The organism is Zemynaea arenosa (assembly GCF_004614185.1).
Classification (GTDB): domain Bacteria; phylum Pseudomonadota; class Gammaproteobacteria; order Burkholderiales; family Burkholderiaceae_D; genus Telluria; species Telluria arenosa.
Window position 1 is genome coordinate 56,505 of record NZ_SPVF01000252.1, and the last position, 15,632, is coordinate 72,136.

18 protein-coding genes are annotated in these 15,632 nt (G+C 59.1%); 16 read left to right on the forward strand and 2 right to left on the reverse strand.

Annotated features, from left to right (window positions below; genetic code table 11):
* The first annotated feature begins 32 nt into the window (after positions 1-32).
* A complete protein-coding gene (locus tag E4L96_RS19935; RefSeq protein WP_135208961.1) occupies positions 33-1,364 on the forward strand; it encodes a hypothetical protein in 1,332 nt (443 codons plus the stop codon).
* Between the two features lie 10 nt (positions 1,365-1,374).
* Positions 1,375-2,271 (forward strand): HNH endonuclease, encoded by an 897-nt coding sequence (locus E4L96_RS19940; protein ID WP_135208962.1) that lies wholly within the window; start codon positions 1,375-1,377, stop codon positions 2,269-2,271.
* A 29-nt stretch (positions 2,272-2,300) separates the two neighbouring features.
* Here E4L96_RS19940 and E4L96_RS19945 read toward each other — a convergent pair whose 3' ends face one another.
* Positions 2,301-2,918 carry an AcaB family transcriptional regulator gene (locus E4L96_RS19945; RefSeq protein ID WP_167758755.1) on the reverse strand — a complete coding sequence of 206 codons (618 nt, stop codon included), beginning with the start codon at positions 2,916-2,918 and terminating at the stop codon, positions 2,301-2,303.
* A 503-nt stretch (positions 2,919-3,421) separates the two neighbouring features.
* Between E4L96_RS19945 and E4L96_RS19950 the strand changes: the two genes are divergently transcribed.
* Genes E4L96_RS19950 through E4L96_RS19960 form a run of 3 tightly spaced genes read left to right on the forward strand, consistent with a single transcriptional unit; the run spans position 3,422 to position 5,735 of the window.
* Positions 3,422-3,970, forward strand: a complete 549-nt coding sequence (locus E4L96_RS19950) for a hypothetical protein (protein WP_135208964.1) — start codon at positions 3,422-3,424, stop codon at positions 3,968-3,970.
* A complete protein-coding gene (locus E4L96_RS19955) occupies positions 3,967-4,674 on the forward strand; it encodes a DUF7146 domain-containing protein (protein WP_135208965.1) in 708 nt (235 codons plus the stop codon). Before E4L96_RS19950 ends, E4L96_RS19955 begins: the two co-directional genes overlap by 4 nt.
* The gene (locus E4L96_RS19960; RefSeq protein WP_135208966.1) at positions 4,671-5,735 is read left to right on the forward strand and encodes a DUF932 domain-containing protein; all 1,065 of its coding nucleotides are present in this window, start codon (positions 4,671-4,673) and stop codon (positions 5,733-5,735) included. Before E4L96_RS19955 ends, E4L96_RS19960 begins: the two co-directional genes overlap by 4 nt.
* 75 nt (positions 5,736-5,810) lie before the next feature.
* Here the strand turns inward: E4L96_RS19960 and E4L96_RS19965 are convergent, their stop codons facing one another.
* Complete coding sequence (locus tag E4L96_RS19965) at positions 5,811-6,497, reverse strand: S24 family peptidase (RefSeq protein WP_135208967.1); 687 nt, start codon at positions 6,495-6,497, stop codon at positions 5,811-5,813.
* A 256-nt stretch (positions 6,498-6,753) separates the two neighbouring features.
* Between E4L96_RS19965 and E4L96_RS19970 the strand changes: the two genes are divergently transcribed.
* The 11 genes from E4L96_RS19970 (at position 6,754) to E4L96_RS20020 (ending at position 15,623) form a co-directional block, all read left to right on the forward strand.
* On the forward strand, positions 6,754-7,086 hold the full coding sequence (locus E4L96_RS19970; RefSeq protein WP_135208968.1) for a hypothetical protein: 333 nt from the start codon (positions 6,754-6,756) through the stop codon (positions 7,084-7,086).
* Entirely contained in the window at positions 7,083-7,625 is a 543-nt protein-coding gene (locus E4L96_RS24725; protein WP_135208969.1) for a FlhC family transcriptional regulator, read from the forward strand. The genes E4L96_RS19970 and E4L96_RS24725 overlap by 4 nt, the downstream gene beginning before the upstream one ends.
* A 99-nt stretch (positions 7,626-7,724) precedes the next feature.
* Positions 7,725-9,251 carry a MobH family relaxase gene (gene mobH, locus E4L96_RS19980; protein ID WP_135208970.1) on the forward strand — a complete coding sequence of 509 codons (1,527 nt, stop codon included), beginning with the start codon at positions 7,725-7,727 and terminating at the stop codon, positions 9,249-9,251.
* Positions 9,245-11,113 carry a conjugative transfer system coupling protein TraD gene (traD, locus tag E4L96_RS19985; RefSeq protein WP_135208971.1) on the forward strand — a complete coding sequence of 623 codons (1,869 nt, stop codon included), beginning with the start codon at positions 9,245-9,247 and terminating at the stop codon, positions 11,111-11,113. The genes mobH and traD overlap by 7 nt, the downstream gene beginning before the upstream one ends.
* Before the next feature lie 9 nt (positions 11,114-11,122).
* Entirely contained in the window at positions 11,123-11,719 is a 597-nt protein-coding gene (locus tag E4L96_RS19990; protein WP_135208972.1) for an IncC plasmid conjugative DNA transfer DtrJ family protein, read from the forward strand.
* Between the two features lie 2 nt (positions 11,720-11,721).
* Positions 11,722-12,204, forward strand: a complete 483-nt coding sequence (locus tag E4L96_RS19995) for a lytic transglycosylase domain-containing protein (protein WP_135209018.1) — start codon at positions 11,722-11,724, stop codon at positions 12,202-12,204.
* Between the two features lie 124 nt (positions 12,205-12,328).
* On the forward strand, positions 12,329-12,670 hold the full coding sequence (locus E4L96_RS20000; RefSeq protein ID WP_135208973.1) for a hypothetical protein: 342 nt from the start codon (positions 12,329-12,331) through the stop codon (positions 12,668-12,670).
* A 19-nt stretch (positions 12,671-12,689) separates the two neighbouring features.
* On the forward strand, positions 12,690-12,989 hold the full coding sequence (gene traL / locus E4L96_RS20005; RefSeq protein WP_135208974.1) for a type IV conjugative transfer system protein TraL: 300 nt from the start codon (positions 12,690-12,692) through the stop codon (positions 12,987-12,989).
* Between the two features lie 13 nt (positions 12,990-13,002).
* Complete coding sequence (gene traE, locus E4L96_RS20010; RefSeq protein ID WP_135208975.1) at positions 13,003-13,602, forward strand: type IV conjugative transfer system protein TraE; 600 nt, start codon at positions 13,003-13,005, stop codon at positions 13,600-13,602.
* Entirely contained in the window at positions 13,553-14,353 is an 801-nt protein-coding gene (locus E4L96_RS20015) for a TraK domain-containing protein (protein WP_220433459.1), read from the forward strand. The genes traE and E4L96_RS20015 overlap by 50 nt, the downstream gene beginning before the upstream one ends.
* Before the next feature lies 1 nt (position 14,354).
* Positions 14,355-15,623, forward strand: coding sequence for a TraB/VirB10 family protein (locus E4L96_RS20020; RefSeq protein ID WP_135208976.1), 1,269 nt, complete (start codon positions 14,355-14,357; stop codon positions 15,621-15,623).
* Positions 15,624-15,632 lie beyond the last annotated feature (9 nt).

Here is a 15,632-nt window from a genome sequence, read left to right on the forward strand (position 1 = left end):
TTTACCGAATGAGCTTGTTCGCCGGAGCCCCCATGTACACCCCTCTTCACGGAGTTGAATACGACGAAGACATCCTCGCAGGCCTCGATTGGCTCGCTGTCACAAGCGGCAACAGAAGAGAATTTTGGGACAGGCTAAAGCATGCCCAAGAAGCCTATATTGCAGCAACCGGCGATCCCGAGCGCCTCGGTCAGGACCCATCCATTGCCGAATTAGGAGTGGACCAAGTCGCGAGCTACTTGGCACAGTCAAAGTCATTGCTCGACAATCGTCGCTCCTGGGATCCTGCACTTGCGCCGAAAACTGTGCCTTTGATCAAGCAGCTCGGACTGAACGTAACTGGACTGGATAGAGTTTCAGGATCCGGAACTCGTGCACGCCGCATGCTCCGCGAACGCGGCACGTACCCTGAGAGCGCCCTCTTCGAGCTCGTCATGGCGGGTAACTACTCTGCAATGGGAGTAGACACGATGTTTATCGACGAGATGCCGGGCCAGTCGAAAACGCCAGACTTGCGACTGGTGGTGGGCCCCGAGGAAATTTTGAATGTCGAGTTGAAACGACTGCGCCCCGGACTGTACGATCAAAGGGAACGGATATACGAGCGGTCTATTTACCAGCATGCCGCTGAGCTGATTTATTCTCTGAGACTATCCTTGCACCTGGACGTCACATACTTGTGCGAGGTCTCTGAAGTCCCACCGACGTACCTTCAGAATTGGCTTACCCGTGCACTCAGTGAGACATCATTGACCCAGGAGTATGTGTGGCACGACCGATATGGCGCCGGGAAAATTAAGTCCGCGAATTTGGCTGCAGTACACGATGACGTTCAGGACAGTTCGCTCTACTTCGGCACGAAAATGGCCCGGCTCCTGACCGGCTCGATTGTGAATGAATATCGTTATCATTTGATCGCAGACGCCACTCCGGATTGGCGAGACCCGCGATACGTTTCGGCCATACGTTTCGCTACTGTGGTCACGTGGCGCTGCAATTCGACGGAAGCGATTCAACGGAAAGCGCGGCATTTAAAAGCACGCCTGGTTGAGGCGGACCGACAGGTCGCAGGAGGTCAACCGGCGATCCTTCACTTCGCCATGGACGTCGACTTGGATGACCCTGCGGCAGATTTGCGGCGAGAACGGAATCAGCAGGTTATTCGCGATTTCATATCGAATTCTCATCTCTCGGCTCTCTACGTGCACTATCTCGTTCCCAGGACTTGCGAACGGCATACTTGGCTCATCGATGAAACCGTTGACCGATTTGGTCCGGGCCACGTCCCGGTCCCAGTTATTCCGATTTTCTCTAACTCTGAGCCTTTGGGGAGCGAAGTACCAGCTTGGCGGCAACCAATCTAGGAACTGTGCAATGAACGAACCGCACCTTCGTTTAAGCCCCGACCGACCGACTTCCTTGAAGAATGAAACATGTCCTTATTGCGGAAAGAACCTCTCCCGCCGCTCGTCTACGAAAGAGCATGTGGTAGGCCGGCGCTTTGTTCCCCAGGGGACCATGAGCGGATGTTGGAATTTGATTCTTCGCGCCTGTCGAACCTGCAATCAACTCAAATCTGACTTGGAGGATGACCTTTCTGCCATCACGATGGCTTTTCACACATTTGGATTGACTGGCCTAACGGACGATTTACTTACCCGCGACGCTATGCGAAAAGGTGGGAGAAGTTTCAGTCGAACGACCGGAAAGCCGGTTAGCCAGAGCAAGACAACGTTGAATTTCAGCGGGAAGGCTGGCGCGATGCACATTACTGGAAACTTCGTCGCGCCGGCCCAGCTCGACGAAGAACGTGTCTTCGAATTAGCACGCCTCCAACTCACCGGTTTTTTCTATTTTCTGACATACGATCTCACCGCCAATCGCGGTAACTGGTGGTCTGGCAGCTTCATGCCTCTCTTGGGCACGGCAAGGTCAGATTGGGGCAATCCGATCAACCTTCACTTTATGCGCACAGTTGAGAAATGGGATTACCGACTGATCGTTACTACCGCTGACGGATACTTTCATGCAACCATCAGGAGGCATCCCACGGAAGATCTCTGGGCTTGGGCCGTCGAGTGGAACCGCAGCTACCGGGTTCTAGGCTTCTTCGGTGGCGAAAGAGCGGCGGTAGAAATCGCGTCCACTTTCCCTCAGCTGTATGCGGAGGCAGTTTACGAAAGCGGTTCAGAATGGGTACGAATGCGGATTGAGACGCCGTTAGCGGAAGCAGTGGACACACTTTTTGCAAACCCGGGGGTGGCGCGCTAACCTACCGCATCCACCGCTGGGCAAGCCGTCTACGGCAAACAGTTTGAGGTAGCCGGGTTAGCGGCAGCCGCATCGGACTGCTCGCAGTTCGTGGCTCCAGACAGAGACGAATCTCGCGAAGAAGATTGATCAGTCGATGCCCGCGCCACACCATTCCCTAGCTGGCCGGCACATGCACGAGCAAGTCCGGCTACTCGGCGGACCCATTTCTTTGCACTGCTCTTCGCAGCAAACACCGTGGTATTGGTGGCGATCTGGTCCAACGCCAAGGTCTCCAGCATAGGCATCAACTGATCAATCTTCAGAATGAGCTCATGTAGCGATCGTCCGAAAGGGGATATTAGGGTTACATCGATCGTCAAGGGCGGAACAGCATAGACGGCCAGGGATGTAATCCCATGTTCCCTGCAGCTGGCTTCCGCCCGGCTCAACGCAGCATTCGCAAAGGCGACCTGTTCCTCCATTGCGACCTTGATCTGCTCCTCGACTGAGTCGATATCCACCTTTCGCAGAGCATGCCGTGCGACCACTGAAATGAAATGCATGTGTCGCTGAAACGCGTTGAAGTGACGGAGGAAAAGCCTCTTAGCCTCGGGACTGTAGAGCTCAACAGTCAATTTTCGACCAGCTGCTTCGATGCCACTCACATCGGATGACCGCACGCGTTGGACCAACCGCGCGTTGACGTCTGGCTGTTCCCGTTGGTTTCGCCTTTCCGAAACTCCGCCCCTCTGAGTAGAGCCCATGATCGGTCCCCCTTGATGTCGTACCGTTTCGCCCGATCCTGTCACTTCCTCACACTGCTCTTCAGCAGAAATCCCTGCTGAAATTGAGAGCGTTTCTACCTATTGCGGGACATCAGTAGGAGAGCCCGTAATCCGATTCGTAAAGCACGGATGCGACTACAGTGTCCTGATCAAGCAGCAGCTAGCCCTGCATTCGGCAAGCCTTTCCTCCGGCTCCTCGCGCACGCGGTCAGCCCCTTCACATCAACCGTGCCATTGTCCGAATCGTTCTCGGACATCGGTCGCTTGACCACACACTCCGGTCAGCGTGATCAATCACGCGCGGCCTACCCTTCTTCATCCACTGCGGGATGCAGCATCCCGCGCGGATGCCGCCTCCCGCTTTTTCGTTCGGGAGGTTACACATGGATATGCTGTTCTACCCATCCAGGCGCCGCCCTACTTGGCTCCGCCCTCTGTACGTCCACCACTCTCGTGCTGTGCCGAAGATCGACAGCACAAACATTGATGACACGCCCCTAAACGTCGACTGGACCGAGGAGGAAGTCATCTATCTTCATTGGCGCTTGCTTCGGGAAATCGCCAATCTGGCTCGGCCGACGGCTTCGTTGGAGTGCAAGATCGAAACGCTCAGTTGGATCTTCACGGACGCGGAGCATGACTCCCGGCCATTCTCCTTCGCGAGCTGTCTACGGGTCGTCTCGCTCAGTCCGCTGTCGCCCATAGCGTATCTCGGCCCGATCGACGTCGAGCGCGTACGTGACTCGATTCGACACCAGGTAAGCCGTTGGCTGTGCGATGAACTAGACGCTTATCCGGACTGGATGCGTGCCGCGGTGATCGAGACTCCTTCGTGGGTAGCCAACAAGCTCGACACCGATCCCCGCTGCCTAAGTCGTCTGGTGAATCAAGCTGAGGTTCAGCCCGACCTTTTCACGGAGAGCGGAAGATGAACGAGACCGCTCACCTCGCGCAGACTATCTGGGATTCGGCGACACCCATCACGCGCGGAGATCTTGCCGATCGCTACCTCAGGCAATTCGGGGTGACCTCCGACGACATATCCGATCAGTTGCGGTTTCATCCGCGCCTGGAGTACTTTCAGCGCTTCGGCCGGCATCCGTTCAGCCGCGGCACGATGCCTGCGCTCGTCGCAGCAATTCACGATGACGACTATCGGCTGGTCTCGCTGCATCGGATTTATCTTGGACCAACCCGCTTCGGTCCTGTCGCCCTGGCGCAAAAACGGCTTACCCGGCTCCAGCCAGGCAACGCTCTCCGCCTGGGGAAGCCTGAAGCGGAGCTGGTCATCACGATCGATCTCGAGAGCGCCGTCGCCGTTCGCAGGTACCTCCAATCGCCGACATGGGCGGTGTTGGAGCCACGGGCGCTACTCGACTTAGCAATTCCTGACTCGGTGCGCTACTTGGACATTCTGGCCGCCGATGACAGCGACGCGGATTTCCGCAGCCAGGCAGCGGCATACAGCTTGGCTCAACGGTTCCACCAGACACGCCGAGACCGTCAGGTTCGCGTTCACATACCCCCACACCCGGGGCAGACGTGGAGTGACGTATGGCGCATGCGTTCATCGGCACATCACCTGGCTCGGATCTCTCAATCACACAGCTCGACTTTTGACAGGAGGATGAAATGAAACCCGGAAGAAGCCTGCAAAACCTTGCAACTGAACTCACTCGTCAGCTGGAAACCAAGAAGGACTTTATCGTTCCGACTCCAGCGATGACGATTAAATCTAACGCTATGGGCGAATCCGTCCTGACGGCTCAATTTCCGAACGATAGTCACGACTTCAACCTCACAGCTGTGGCCCGCCGACAGCTCGCCGAAAAGCTGAAGATTCCCTTTCAGTATTTCGAGCGGATGAGGATCGAAGAGCCACAGCTTCTGGACTTGAATGTGAATGCTTGGTTACATCGAGCATTCGAAGAGGTCATGTTGAGGACAGGCGATCAAAAACTGCGCGCCGTACTGTCGCGTCGGTACCGGCGTATCGACAACTACCAGATCGCTGACCAAGTGATTCCAGTGCTGGAGCGGATACCGGGCGCGACCTTTATGTCCGTCGAACTCACGGAGACCCGCATGTATCTCAAAGTGGTGTCACGGGACGTCGAGGCAGAAATCGCTCCTGGTGACGTGGTGCGAGCTGGTGTCGTCATCAGCAATTCGGAGGTCGGTTGCGGCAAGTTGTGGGTGCAGCCGCTGGTGTTCCGACTGGTTTGTGCAAACGGCCTGATCGCCGCCGACCAACACCTCGCGAAGACACACCTCGGCCGCCTGCTTGAGGCCTCTGAGGAGACCTTCGTGGTCTTCAAGGACGATACCCTCAAGGCGCAGGACGATGCCCTGCTTCTCGCCGTGCGTGATGCCGTCGAGGCGGCGGTCTCCCAGTCCACGCTGTCCATGCTGTCGCAAAAGCTGCGCGCGACGATGGGGATACGAATCACAGGCGATCCTTCGTCGGCAATCGAGGTCTTAGCTGACCGGTATGCCCTGAGCGACTACGAGCGGACGGGCGTACTCAGGCATCTGGTCAACGGCGGAACGCTGACCGGATATGGCCTGGTGAATGCGGTCACCGAGTTTTCGCAGACGGTGGCTGACTACGACCGTGCAACAGAGCTGGAAATGTTGGGCGGGAAGCTGATCGAACTGCAGCACGGCGAGTGGCAGCGCCTCGCTGCAGCGACATAGATGTCTGAATCAGGGAGCGGCTCCGGCGCCGCCCCCTGATCTCCCTGACCAAGGTACCCGGCCGAAGGAGATCCTCTACCTGCTCAGGGAGTGTGCCTTCAAAAAGAGAAGTACGCGGCCGATGACTGCGAAGCCATCCCCGCCGTAGGTACTCGCGAGCCACGTCGGCGGATAGGCTGGATTCGCACATCGGAGCATCACTCCTTCACCGATCCGCACTTCCACCCTTCGCACCAGCAGCGCCCCCTCATAGCGCAGCGCATAGATTCCGTTTACGCAGAGCCGTTGCTGTCCTGAGTCAACCAGAATTGGAGCCCCTGGAGGAATCTCGGGCATCATCTCGTCCCCACGCATGACTTCGTACTGCACTTCACCGACAGCATGCTGCTGCATGGTGACCCTGCATACACCCACCCATTCCGTCATTGGATCACGGTCCAGCGCGGGGCATCCGTGCGGCATGGGCGGCTGCGCCGCAGCGAGAGTCGCTCGTTGAGAGGAAAGCCCGAGCAGCCAATTCGCGTCCACCGCGAAGGCAACGCACAGAGCTGCCACCGACGACAGATCCGGGAGGCCCGGCTTGTCCATTGCGATCCAGCGCACCGCCGTTTGAACGGCACATCCGGTTAGCGCCGCCAAGTGCTGCGCCCACGCGTCTTGTGGCACCGAGTTGCGGCGGAGTTCGCTGATGAGACGCTCGCGAAAACCAGGTACCAGACTCAAAAACGCGTTCCGGCGACGATCGTTGGACGGGGCTCGCATCTTCTCCTCCTGCTTAGCAATTGCTCGACCGCATGCCGCGGAGACTGCCGAGTCGCGGCGGCGTGGAGCAGGCGCAGCCATCGGTTGAGGTTCGTCAGCAATTGCTCAAAGTTCCCAGCAAGTGCGAATTGATAGCGGCAAGTCAAAGGTATAGGCTCACTGACGAGCGGGTCAATCACAAACCTCATCGGAATTGGCGGAGGTTCAGCGCCACTCCGAGCACGTATTGGGGGAAACCATGCAACCGAAATTCCGTATGACCGACATCCAGTATCTGAATCTACTCTTCCTCAACGCAATGCGATCTCAGGTACTGGCAGATCCCGTGTCGGCCACCTATCAGTTCCGCATGAGTCCGGTCACCGTGACGAAACTTGCGTCGATGACGCAAGAAGAGCTCGCCAATCTCATACAAGCGAATCCTCATGAGAGCCTCTTCGTCCCGCGATCCGACTTGGGCACTCTGCTGGACGCGCCCATCGAGATGCTCGGCACTCTTCTTGCTGTCCGCGAGCAACGAGAGCAGGACAGCTTTCCCCGGCCGGAACGCCGCAGCCAGCGACAGCCGCTAATGGAGAGCCCATCATGAACAGGTATCGTCATATCGACGCACTACAGCTGGCTCGGGAATGCATCGAGCTAGGGGCGCGTATGAGTACCGTGGAACTGGTCTCAGGTATCGGGCACAGCCAACTAAAACGGCTCTTCTTTTCGCATGGAGAGATGCCTCCCTGTGGGAGACGGCCCAATGCTCCGGAGTGGCTGTTCGAGAGGGCGAAGGTCGAGGGCGCCGCTGAGGCCTCGCTGGTGGCAGTGATCTTTGAGGAGCTCCATCACGCAGGCGCGTCGTACACGTGCGCCCTCGTGGCAGCTTATCGGCTGTATCGTGCTCGCTGCGCTTCCACTCCCCTCGTCAGCTTTGATCGCGCGTTCGACGTCATTTGCTGTCTCTATGGCCTTTGGACGTCCCGCACCGTTGAACTTCAGCTTCACCGCTGTAGCGCGTGCGGGTCCCGCTATCTGGGTTCGATGCATTCGCCCAGCGTCAAGGCAGCAAAGTGCCCGTTCTGCGTCCTACTGCGACGACACACACAAGAACGGCATCAGTCAGAAGCGCACATCGTCTGACACGTTCCGAAAAACCCCGCCTAAGTTGGCGGGGGTTTTCCGCTGTACAGGCAGTGCCGCGCGGTTGAACATGGCCCTCGCTGATCTTGGATACTGGACATGTTTGCACGCGGCCCATCTCACGCCCGCTCGGCTCCTACGCCGGGACATGGCACTGCCGGCGCTACAGGCGCTGACCTCGGCCGTCGCGTCGAAGCGGTCGAGCCAACCGCCCTCCTCGCACTTAACGCGGACCTGCTTCAAAGGATAGAGTTGGCATTCGGCCTGGATGTGGCCTCGTTCAAGGCCACTGTTCACCCGATCATCGAAAGCCTCGCTCGCTTCGTCAACAATCTCCCAGCGAAAGCGTCCCCTCCCTTCGCCCATGACGGCGGCATGTTTCGGCTCGGCCTACTTATCGGCTTCTTTGCTCTGCAAGGAACCGACGGACAAATTTTCAGCGGTGCCGCCACCATCACCGAAAGAAGAACGCTTGATGAGAGATGGCGGCTCGCAGTCTTCGCTGCGGGCGTCTGCGCCGAAATGTACCGAGCATATGACCTACTGAGGGTATCGGACTCCGCCCGCGCTACTTGGTCGCCTCACTCGATGTGTCTGACAGACTGGCTGGCGAAGCGCGATGCCGCCTACTTGACCTGGTCTGGGAGCACGTGCGAACACACTGCGACAGCACTTTTTTCGGTTCCTCACGTGCTACCACCGGCGATCCTGGAGTACTTCCGCTCAGGTCCGGAGAAGGTGACCGCACACATGCTCGCGTCCATCGCCGGCGTTGCCACCTGGCGATCCCGCAATCTGATCTCTTTGCTGGTTCGCGATGCCTCACTGGCAGTATTCGATCACGAGCAACGCCAGCTCGCCGGCGCCGAAGAGCCTCTGCACACTGGATCGCACTGGACCGGTCCAATTGTCCAAGCCCTGCAGCGACTGGCCAACACGAATGCGACATGGAGGCCCGACACTGCCAAATCACGAGTCATTCACACCGTGGACGGAACCTATCTCGCCTGGCCGGGTTTCGCACAAGACGTCATCGGAGTGTTCGAGCGCGAGGGCTTATCAGCCATGCCGAGACATCCGGACGATATCCTTGCGCTTCTCCTCCATTCACAAATCATTGTTCGTGGGCCCGACGGTTCGCCATACTGGCCGCTGACTCGCTCAGAGGAGTCGTCACCCCTTCTCACTGTGAAGCTAGCGAATCCTGACCTGCTGCGCACGCTAGCTGGTTCCGAGACCGTTCCTATAGCCTCAGCCGGCGGTAACGATATCGATCCAGCGCCAAAAGCGCAGCCTTCAGATTCAGCATGCTGCCGCCTTCAAGCGCCCTTGCGCCTTCACCAGACTGTGGCTGCGGGCCTGCAGCGTGCTCTGGATGAGCTCTTGGCCCACGGAGCGCAAACAAACCTCCAGGTACACCGGGACGGCATGGTTGTCACCGACTCCCTGTTCACGAGTTTGCGCCTGGATCCTCTGACAGCTTTTCGGTCACTGAGCGAAGCCGGGATGCTCGTGCGTGGAACGGACGGCGAAATACTGCGGGTGCAGGTCACAGGCCATAACCCGGGCGTTGTGGTCGCGCGCAAATTCATTGTGAACCTTCCAATGCCGGAGGACGCGTGCTGACTCGCAAATACGAGATGCCGTGGCGCGCCGCGTATGAGGGCTACGCGGCCGTCAGTTGGGCGACGGCTGCCATTGCGACCTCAATGGTGACAGCTCCCCCTAATCTGGTGCTGCCGCTCAGCGCGACAGGCATCGGGCTCTCACTGCTACGCGGCGTCAAGGCTTGGCGAATTCTCCGCATCCGCGCCACGTTATCTGGCAAGGCCTTGGAGATGATGTCTGTCGAAAACCTCGCGCGAATCGCTCGACGCAATGACCACATCTACCTTGGCTATGGTTTTGAGTGGACTCCAACGCATTCACAACGCCTGTACGAACTATCGAAGATTGACTACCGCTCACTGCGGGTCCCTGTCGTATTACGTTCGCTGCTCAGGGACGGTACACCGCAACGCGATGAAGAAATGGGGGCACCGTACATCCATGGCGTGGAACCGCGCGAAATTGTATTGCAGCGGCCCCTCAAGAACTTCGATGGCGGAACGCTGATCGTAGGCACCACGCAATCGGGCAAGGGCGTCGCGCTCGGGAATCTGGCAGTGCAAGCCATCAAGCGAGGAGACGTCGTCATCATCATCGATCCCAAGAACTCGCGCCGTCTGCGAACCGTTGCGAAGCGCGCCTGTGAACTGTTCCGGCGCCCAAGCACTTTCCAGTGGTTCCATCCCGCATTCCCACACGACGGGGTTCGCCTTGACTTCATGTTCAACTGGCAGAAGCCAACCGAGATCGCGTCGCGCATCCAGGCGATCATGCCGCCAGACACCGCAGGTGCCTTCAGCGCATTTGGCTGGGACGCGGTGAACGTCGTCATCCAGGGCCTGGTCGAGCTTGAGGATCGCCCCAACCTCGCAAAGCTGACTCGATACGTTGAAGGCGGCATTGAGCCTATTCTGGAGCGGAATCTGGAATCGATGTTCGAGCAGCACATAGGGCCGGGCTGGCGCGCTCATTCTGAATTAGGGCGGCTGGTCGAACGCGCCGCTCGCGGCGGCATCAAGTCGCCATCGCTCGGTGCGAGCCCCGAACTGCTGGCTTACGTCGAATTTTATGAGCGCCACGTTCCAGCGCAGTTCAAGCGCCAGGTGATCAACGCCCAAGTACGCACATTCCGTCATCCGCGTGAACACTATCAGAAGATCACAGCGAGTCTCCTCCCGATCCTTTCCATGCTGACGTCGGGTGACCTGGGCCGGAGCCTCTCCCCCCAGCCTTTCGACACCAGCGATGAACGGCCGATCCTCAATTTCGAGAAGATCGAACGCGCCGGTCATGTTTTCTACATGTGCCTCGATTCGCTGCCAGATGCTGCCGTGGGAACCGCTCTCGCGGCGCTGGCACTGGCTGATCTGGCCGCACGGGCCGGCATGCGGTACAACCTGGGCGAGTACAAACGCATCTCACTGTTTGTCGATGAGGTGTCCAACACCATCAACCGGCCGCTGATCGAGATCCTCAACAAGGGTGCGGAAAGCGGCATTCAAACGACTGTCGCGATGCAGACAATTGCCGACCTCGCAGACCGCCTCGGTAGCGAGCACGCCGCACGCATGGCCCTTGGCAACCTGAACAATCTGATTGCCTTTCGCACCAAGGATCAGCCAACGCAGGAATTCGTAGTGGAGACGTTTGGGAAAACCGCGATCCATAACGTTCGGGTCGGCCTGAACACGGGGTTTGATGGACATATCGGCGACTTCTCCGCAGGTCACTCGACTCAGATTGCGGAGTCAATGGAAGAGATGATTCCGCCCAGCGTCCTTGGGAAGCTCCCGGATCTCCAATACTTCGGCTCGTTCTCCGGGGGACGGCTGGTGAAGGGACGATTCACCCTCGTCGATCCAGGGCCCATCGATTCATAGGTTCCCATCATGTACCGCGCGTTGATCATTTGTAGTCTCGTCACGCTCCTGGTTGAAGGCCTGTTTGTCATCACTCGATTCCAGGCGCCGCAGATCGTGTCCATCATTCAGGTGGAGCGGAGCATGCAGCGCGGTTCCTGGGGCGAAGAGCCATCGAACCTGATCCTCTTGCGCGCGCTCGACTGGGCGAAACCTCAGGCGCAGGACGAGCCCCGCCACTCCAAAGAAGACCCATTCACGTCCGCGCTGTCACGGGGCACAAACGGCATCACCTTAAGCGCGGTGTACAAGTCAGCCGAAGCGCTGCGAGTACTCGCTCTGCTTCGGATCTCTGGGTGGATGCAATGGCTCCCGATCTCACTCGTGCTGCTGGTTCCATGTGCGGTGGACGGTGCGGTGAGCCGCAAGGTAAAAGCGAAGGAATTTCGCCAACACCACCCAGAGCTTTTCGTGCTTTCGCTCTCGGTACTGATTGCGCTTCCGTTCCTACTGGCGATCACTGCCCTGCTTCCGCTGCCCCTCTGGCCCAACGTCGCCCTCGTTCCCTACCTCCTGATGGCGGCGGCTACCCGCGGGGCCATATCAAACTTCCACAAGAGCGCATGAAAATGTGGCCCACACTCGCAAAGGGTCTTTTGCTCGCCCTCCTCCCCATAGGCCACGCGCAGGCATGCTGGGACGCTGCGGGAGCTCGCCACGGAGTCTCGCCAGCGCTGCTCTATGCAATCGCCCGAGTGGAATCCGACCTCGATTGCACCGCAGTCAACCGCTCGCACTTCAAGGTGACGGGCACGTACGACATAGGATGCATGGGGATCAACAGCTCGCATCTTCCTCGGCTGCAGAAGCGCGGCGTCTCCGAAAGGGACCTCTTCAACCCGTGTACCAACATCGACTTCGGCGCAGAAATCCTGGCCGATCTATTCCATCGGCGTGGAATATCCTGGGACACGATCGGTGCCTACAATGCCGCGTGCACGAAGTTGAGTGAGGATGCTTGTCGCGCTGCGCGATCGCGATACGCATGGCGAGTCTACTGCTATCTGTACACCAACCGGAGTTGCCCTCGCCCGGGGACGCGAAAGCGCTAGCGAGTCAGCACAATCACCCCCGTCAAACACCTGGGTTTTCTGCTAGAGCCGAAGTCCGATCCTCAGGAAGATGTCAGGTAGCTGCTCACGCAGCTCCGATAAATCTTTCGATAACGAGGATCACATGAACGCCTTACGCCTCTCTCTTCGCACCTGCGGTCCACGTGCTTCGCTGGCGTGGCTGCTCGCCTTCTTCTCGCTGTCGGTGCTCGTGGCCTCCCCCAGCTTCGCGATCGACCTCATCGCGTTCACCGGGATTACGGGGCCGCTGACATCCGCGCTGACGCAACTGGCCGCGCTCACGCCCGGTTTCAAAGCCCTGATCGGGGTGATCACCTTCACCGTGAGTCTCATCGCACTGTCCGTGCTGCGCGACTTCGGGCCGGTGCTGAAGTTCTTCGGCGTAGCGATCTTCGCGGCGACCGGCCTGGTCATCGGCGGCGCCATCATGGGCATGTGCATCTAAAGCTCACCGGGCGGCCGCCATGAAGAACAGCCCGTACATTCCCACTCGTCTGGATGACACCTGGAAGCTCGGCTTGTGGGATGTAGACGTTGCATCTCCTGTGCTTCTTGGCTGCTTGCTCGGCTACGCCTCCAATTCCAAGCTTGGCTTGGTGGCTTGGGTCAGCGGCGGAATCGCGGTCGCACGCCGGCTGGCCCGGCTCAAAGCGGACAAGCATCCGGCATTCGCTTTGCACTGGGTGTACTGGCACCTGCCTGTGACCCCTCTGACCTCCATGCGTGTTACGCCACCTTCCAGTACTACCAGGATGGTGGGATGAGCGGGAGTTAGCGATGGATTCCATCGAATACAAGAGCGACATGAAGGACCTCAAGCGCCGCAATGCCATGCTGAGCGGCGTGACCGGGATCTTAGGGATGGGCTGGTTGCTGACTTTGTGCCTGGTCTTCAGCATCCTCGGGCACGAACGAACGGTCGTGGTCCCCGTAACCGCTCAACGCACATTCTGGCTGACCGCCGAACATGCCAGCCCTGCGTACCTTGAGGAGATGGCGTCGTTCTTCGCCTGGCTCATTCTGGACGTCTCGCCAGAGACAGCGGATTGGAAGCGCGAGGTGCTGCTCAAGTACACCTTGCCCGATCAGGTGGATGAGATTCGCAAGCGCCTTGAACTTGGCGCCAACCGTCTCCGCAAGATCAACGGAAGTTCCACCTTTACGCCCCGCCAGCTGATCACCGACGAGAAAAGCCAAACCGTCACGCTCATAGGGACCGAACGTGTACTCGTCAACGGATCGGAAACGTCGAGCAAATTGAAGCGGTATAACGCGGCGTTCATTGTGATCGCCGCACGCATCCACCTGAAGTCTTTCGAGGAGGCTGATGATGGCCACGATCAGCAAACTGTTGCTACTGGCGCTGTACCTCAGTAGCGCGCAGGCGGCGTTCGCCGCGCACCGACTGGATGCCCGCGATGGCGCGGTTATCGAATCGGTCATCGCTGCCCGAGAATCAACGCGCATCCGCATCGAAGGCAGCCGCATTGTCGACGTGGTGGGGAACATCTACGCCAACACCTGCCAATCAGCGACATCGGGGGCCACCGCGCTTCAAGGCGCGAGTCCACAAAACACCGGTGTGGGCACATCGGCGGGAGAGTTCATCCTGAGCTGCGACCTTGCCAAGGGCGAGATTTACGTGAAGCCAGTGGCGCGCCAAAAGAAGCCGATCAATCTCTTTGTATCCTCGCCGCGGGCCACCTATACGCTTGTCTTGCGGATCGCCGACGTGCCGGCCGACACGCTCGTCCTGGTCGACAAGTCCCAGCCCAGGGAACCGGCTGCGGATGCTCGTCTTGCTGCCGCTTCGGAGCGCATCCGCACGCTCAAGATCCTGATGGCCGGCATGGCTACGGGACGCATCCCGTCGGATGCTCGGATCGAGGAGCCCAACCAGACCCAGAATCTGAGGGTCGGCAGCGCCCTAACTTTGCAGAACGTCGTGCGCTGGAGCGGATGGACCGGCGAAAGGTATCTGCTCACGAACATATCCTCAAGCGAGATCGATCTCGCCGAGCAGGAGTTTGATCGCGATGGAGACCAGATCGCTGCTATCGCTCTGGAGAACCACCGTCTTGCGCCAGGCGCCTCCACCCAGGTGTACGTGATACGGCGAGGAGACTGACATGAAGCTCGCCGAAAAATATCAGCAGCTCACGTCGTCCCTCAGCCCGAAGCAGCGCCAATACGTCAATATCGGGCTGATTGCCGTCGTTGGTTTCGGAACCTTGTGGGCGCTCTTTGCGTTGTCCGAACCGGCCACGAAGGCGAAGCCTGCACCAGTCAACGCCAGTGCCGGGGTCACGAACATCGGCGCAATGGTCCCCGGGAGCCAGGTCTCGCCACAGGACGTGTGGGTCGGCACCGCAGGACGCAAGCTGGCGCAATACGAACAAGAGCGGCAGGACCAGGACCGGCTGAACGCGGACCGTAAGTCGTTCGAGGACACCATCACTCGCCGCCTGAGTGATCTGGAGTCGAAATTGTCTTCCCCTGTTATGCCGCCGGGTGTCCCGCCGATCGCGCCACTCGCGCCGTCCGTCCCCGCTTTGCCTAATCAGGGAATACCCGCCGGTACTCCGCCAGTCATCATGGACCCGCCGCGCGAGGAGCCGGTCGGCCTGCTACACGTGTCGCTGGGCTCAAATCCGGCGAGTGCCACGCCCACACCACCGCGCGACCTCGGTGCGAACGTCGAGAGCTTCCTGCCGGTTGGATTCGTCCGCGCGGAGCTACTCGGCGGTCTTGATGCGCCGACCGGTGGTCAGGCCCAGAGCAATCCACATCCGGTTCTCCTGCGACTCGCCGACACCGCGGTGCTGCCGAATCGAGCACGCGGCAAGATCAAGGAATGCTTTGTCATCGGAGCCGGTTACGGCGACATCAGCTCAGAACGCGCATTCATCCGGACTGAATCGTTGTCCTGCGTTCGGACGGACGGCAGCGTCCTGGAAGTGAAGGTCCAAGGCAGCGTCTTCGGCGAAGACGGCAAGGCTGGCATGCGGGGACGGGTCGTGACAAAGCAGGGGCAGATGCTGGCGAACGCCCTCCTCGCTGGCATCGTCGGCGGCATTGGCCAAGGATTCGCAAACTCGGGCACCACAGTAACGACGTCGGCCCTTGGCAGTGTCGCCACAAGCCAGGGCGACACGCGCGAACAGATGCGCCGTGGGATTGGCACAGGAACTGGTCGGGCTTTGGACCAGCTAGCACAGTACTACATCAAGCTAGCCGAGCAAACGTTTCCGGTGATTGAGATCGACGCCGGCCGCCAGGTCGACATCGTCATAACCAAAGGTGTGAATTTGGAGAGCCCGTCTACTACTTCGACTAGTGCGCCGTCTGAAGACAAAGCTCCGCAGCTGGTACCGGGAGGCGGAAATGTCCAGGACTAGACCGACGCT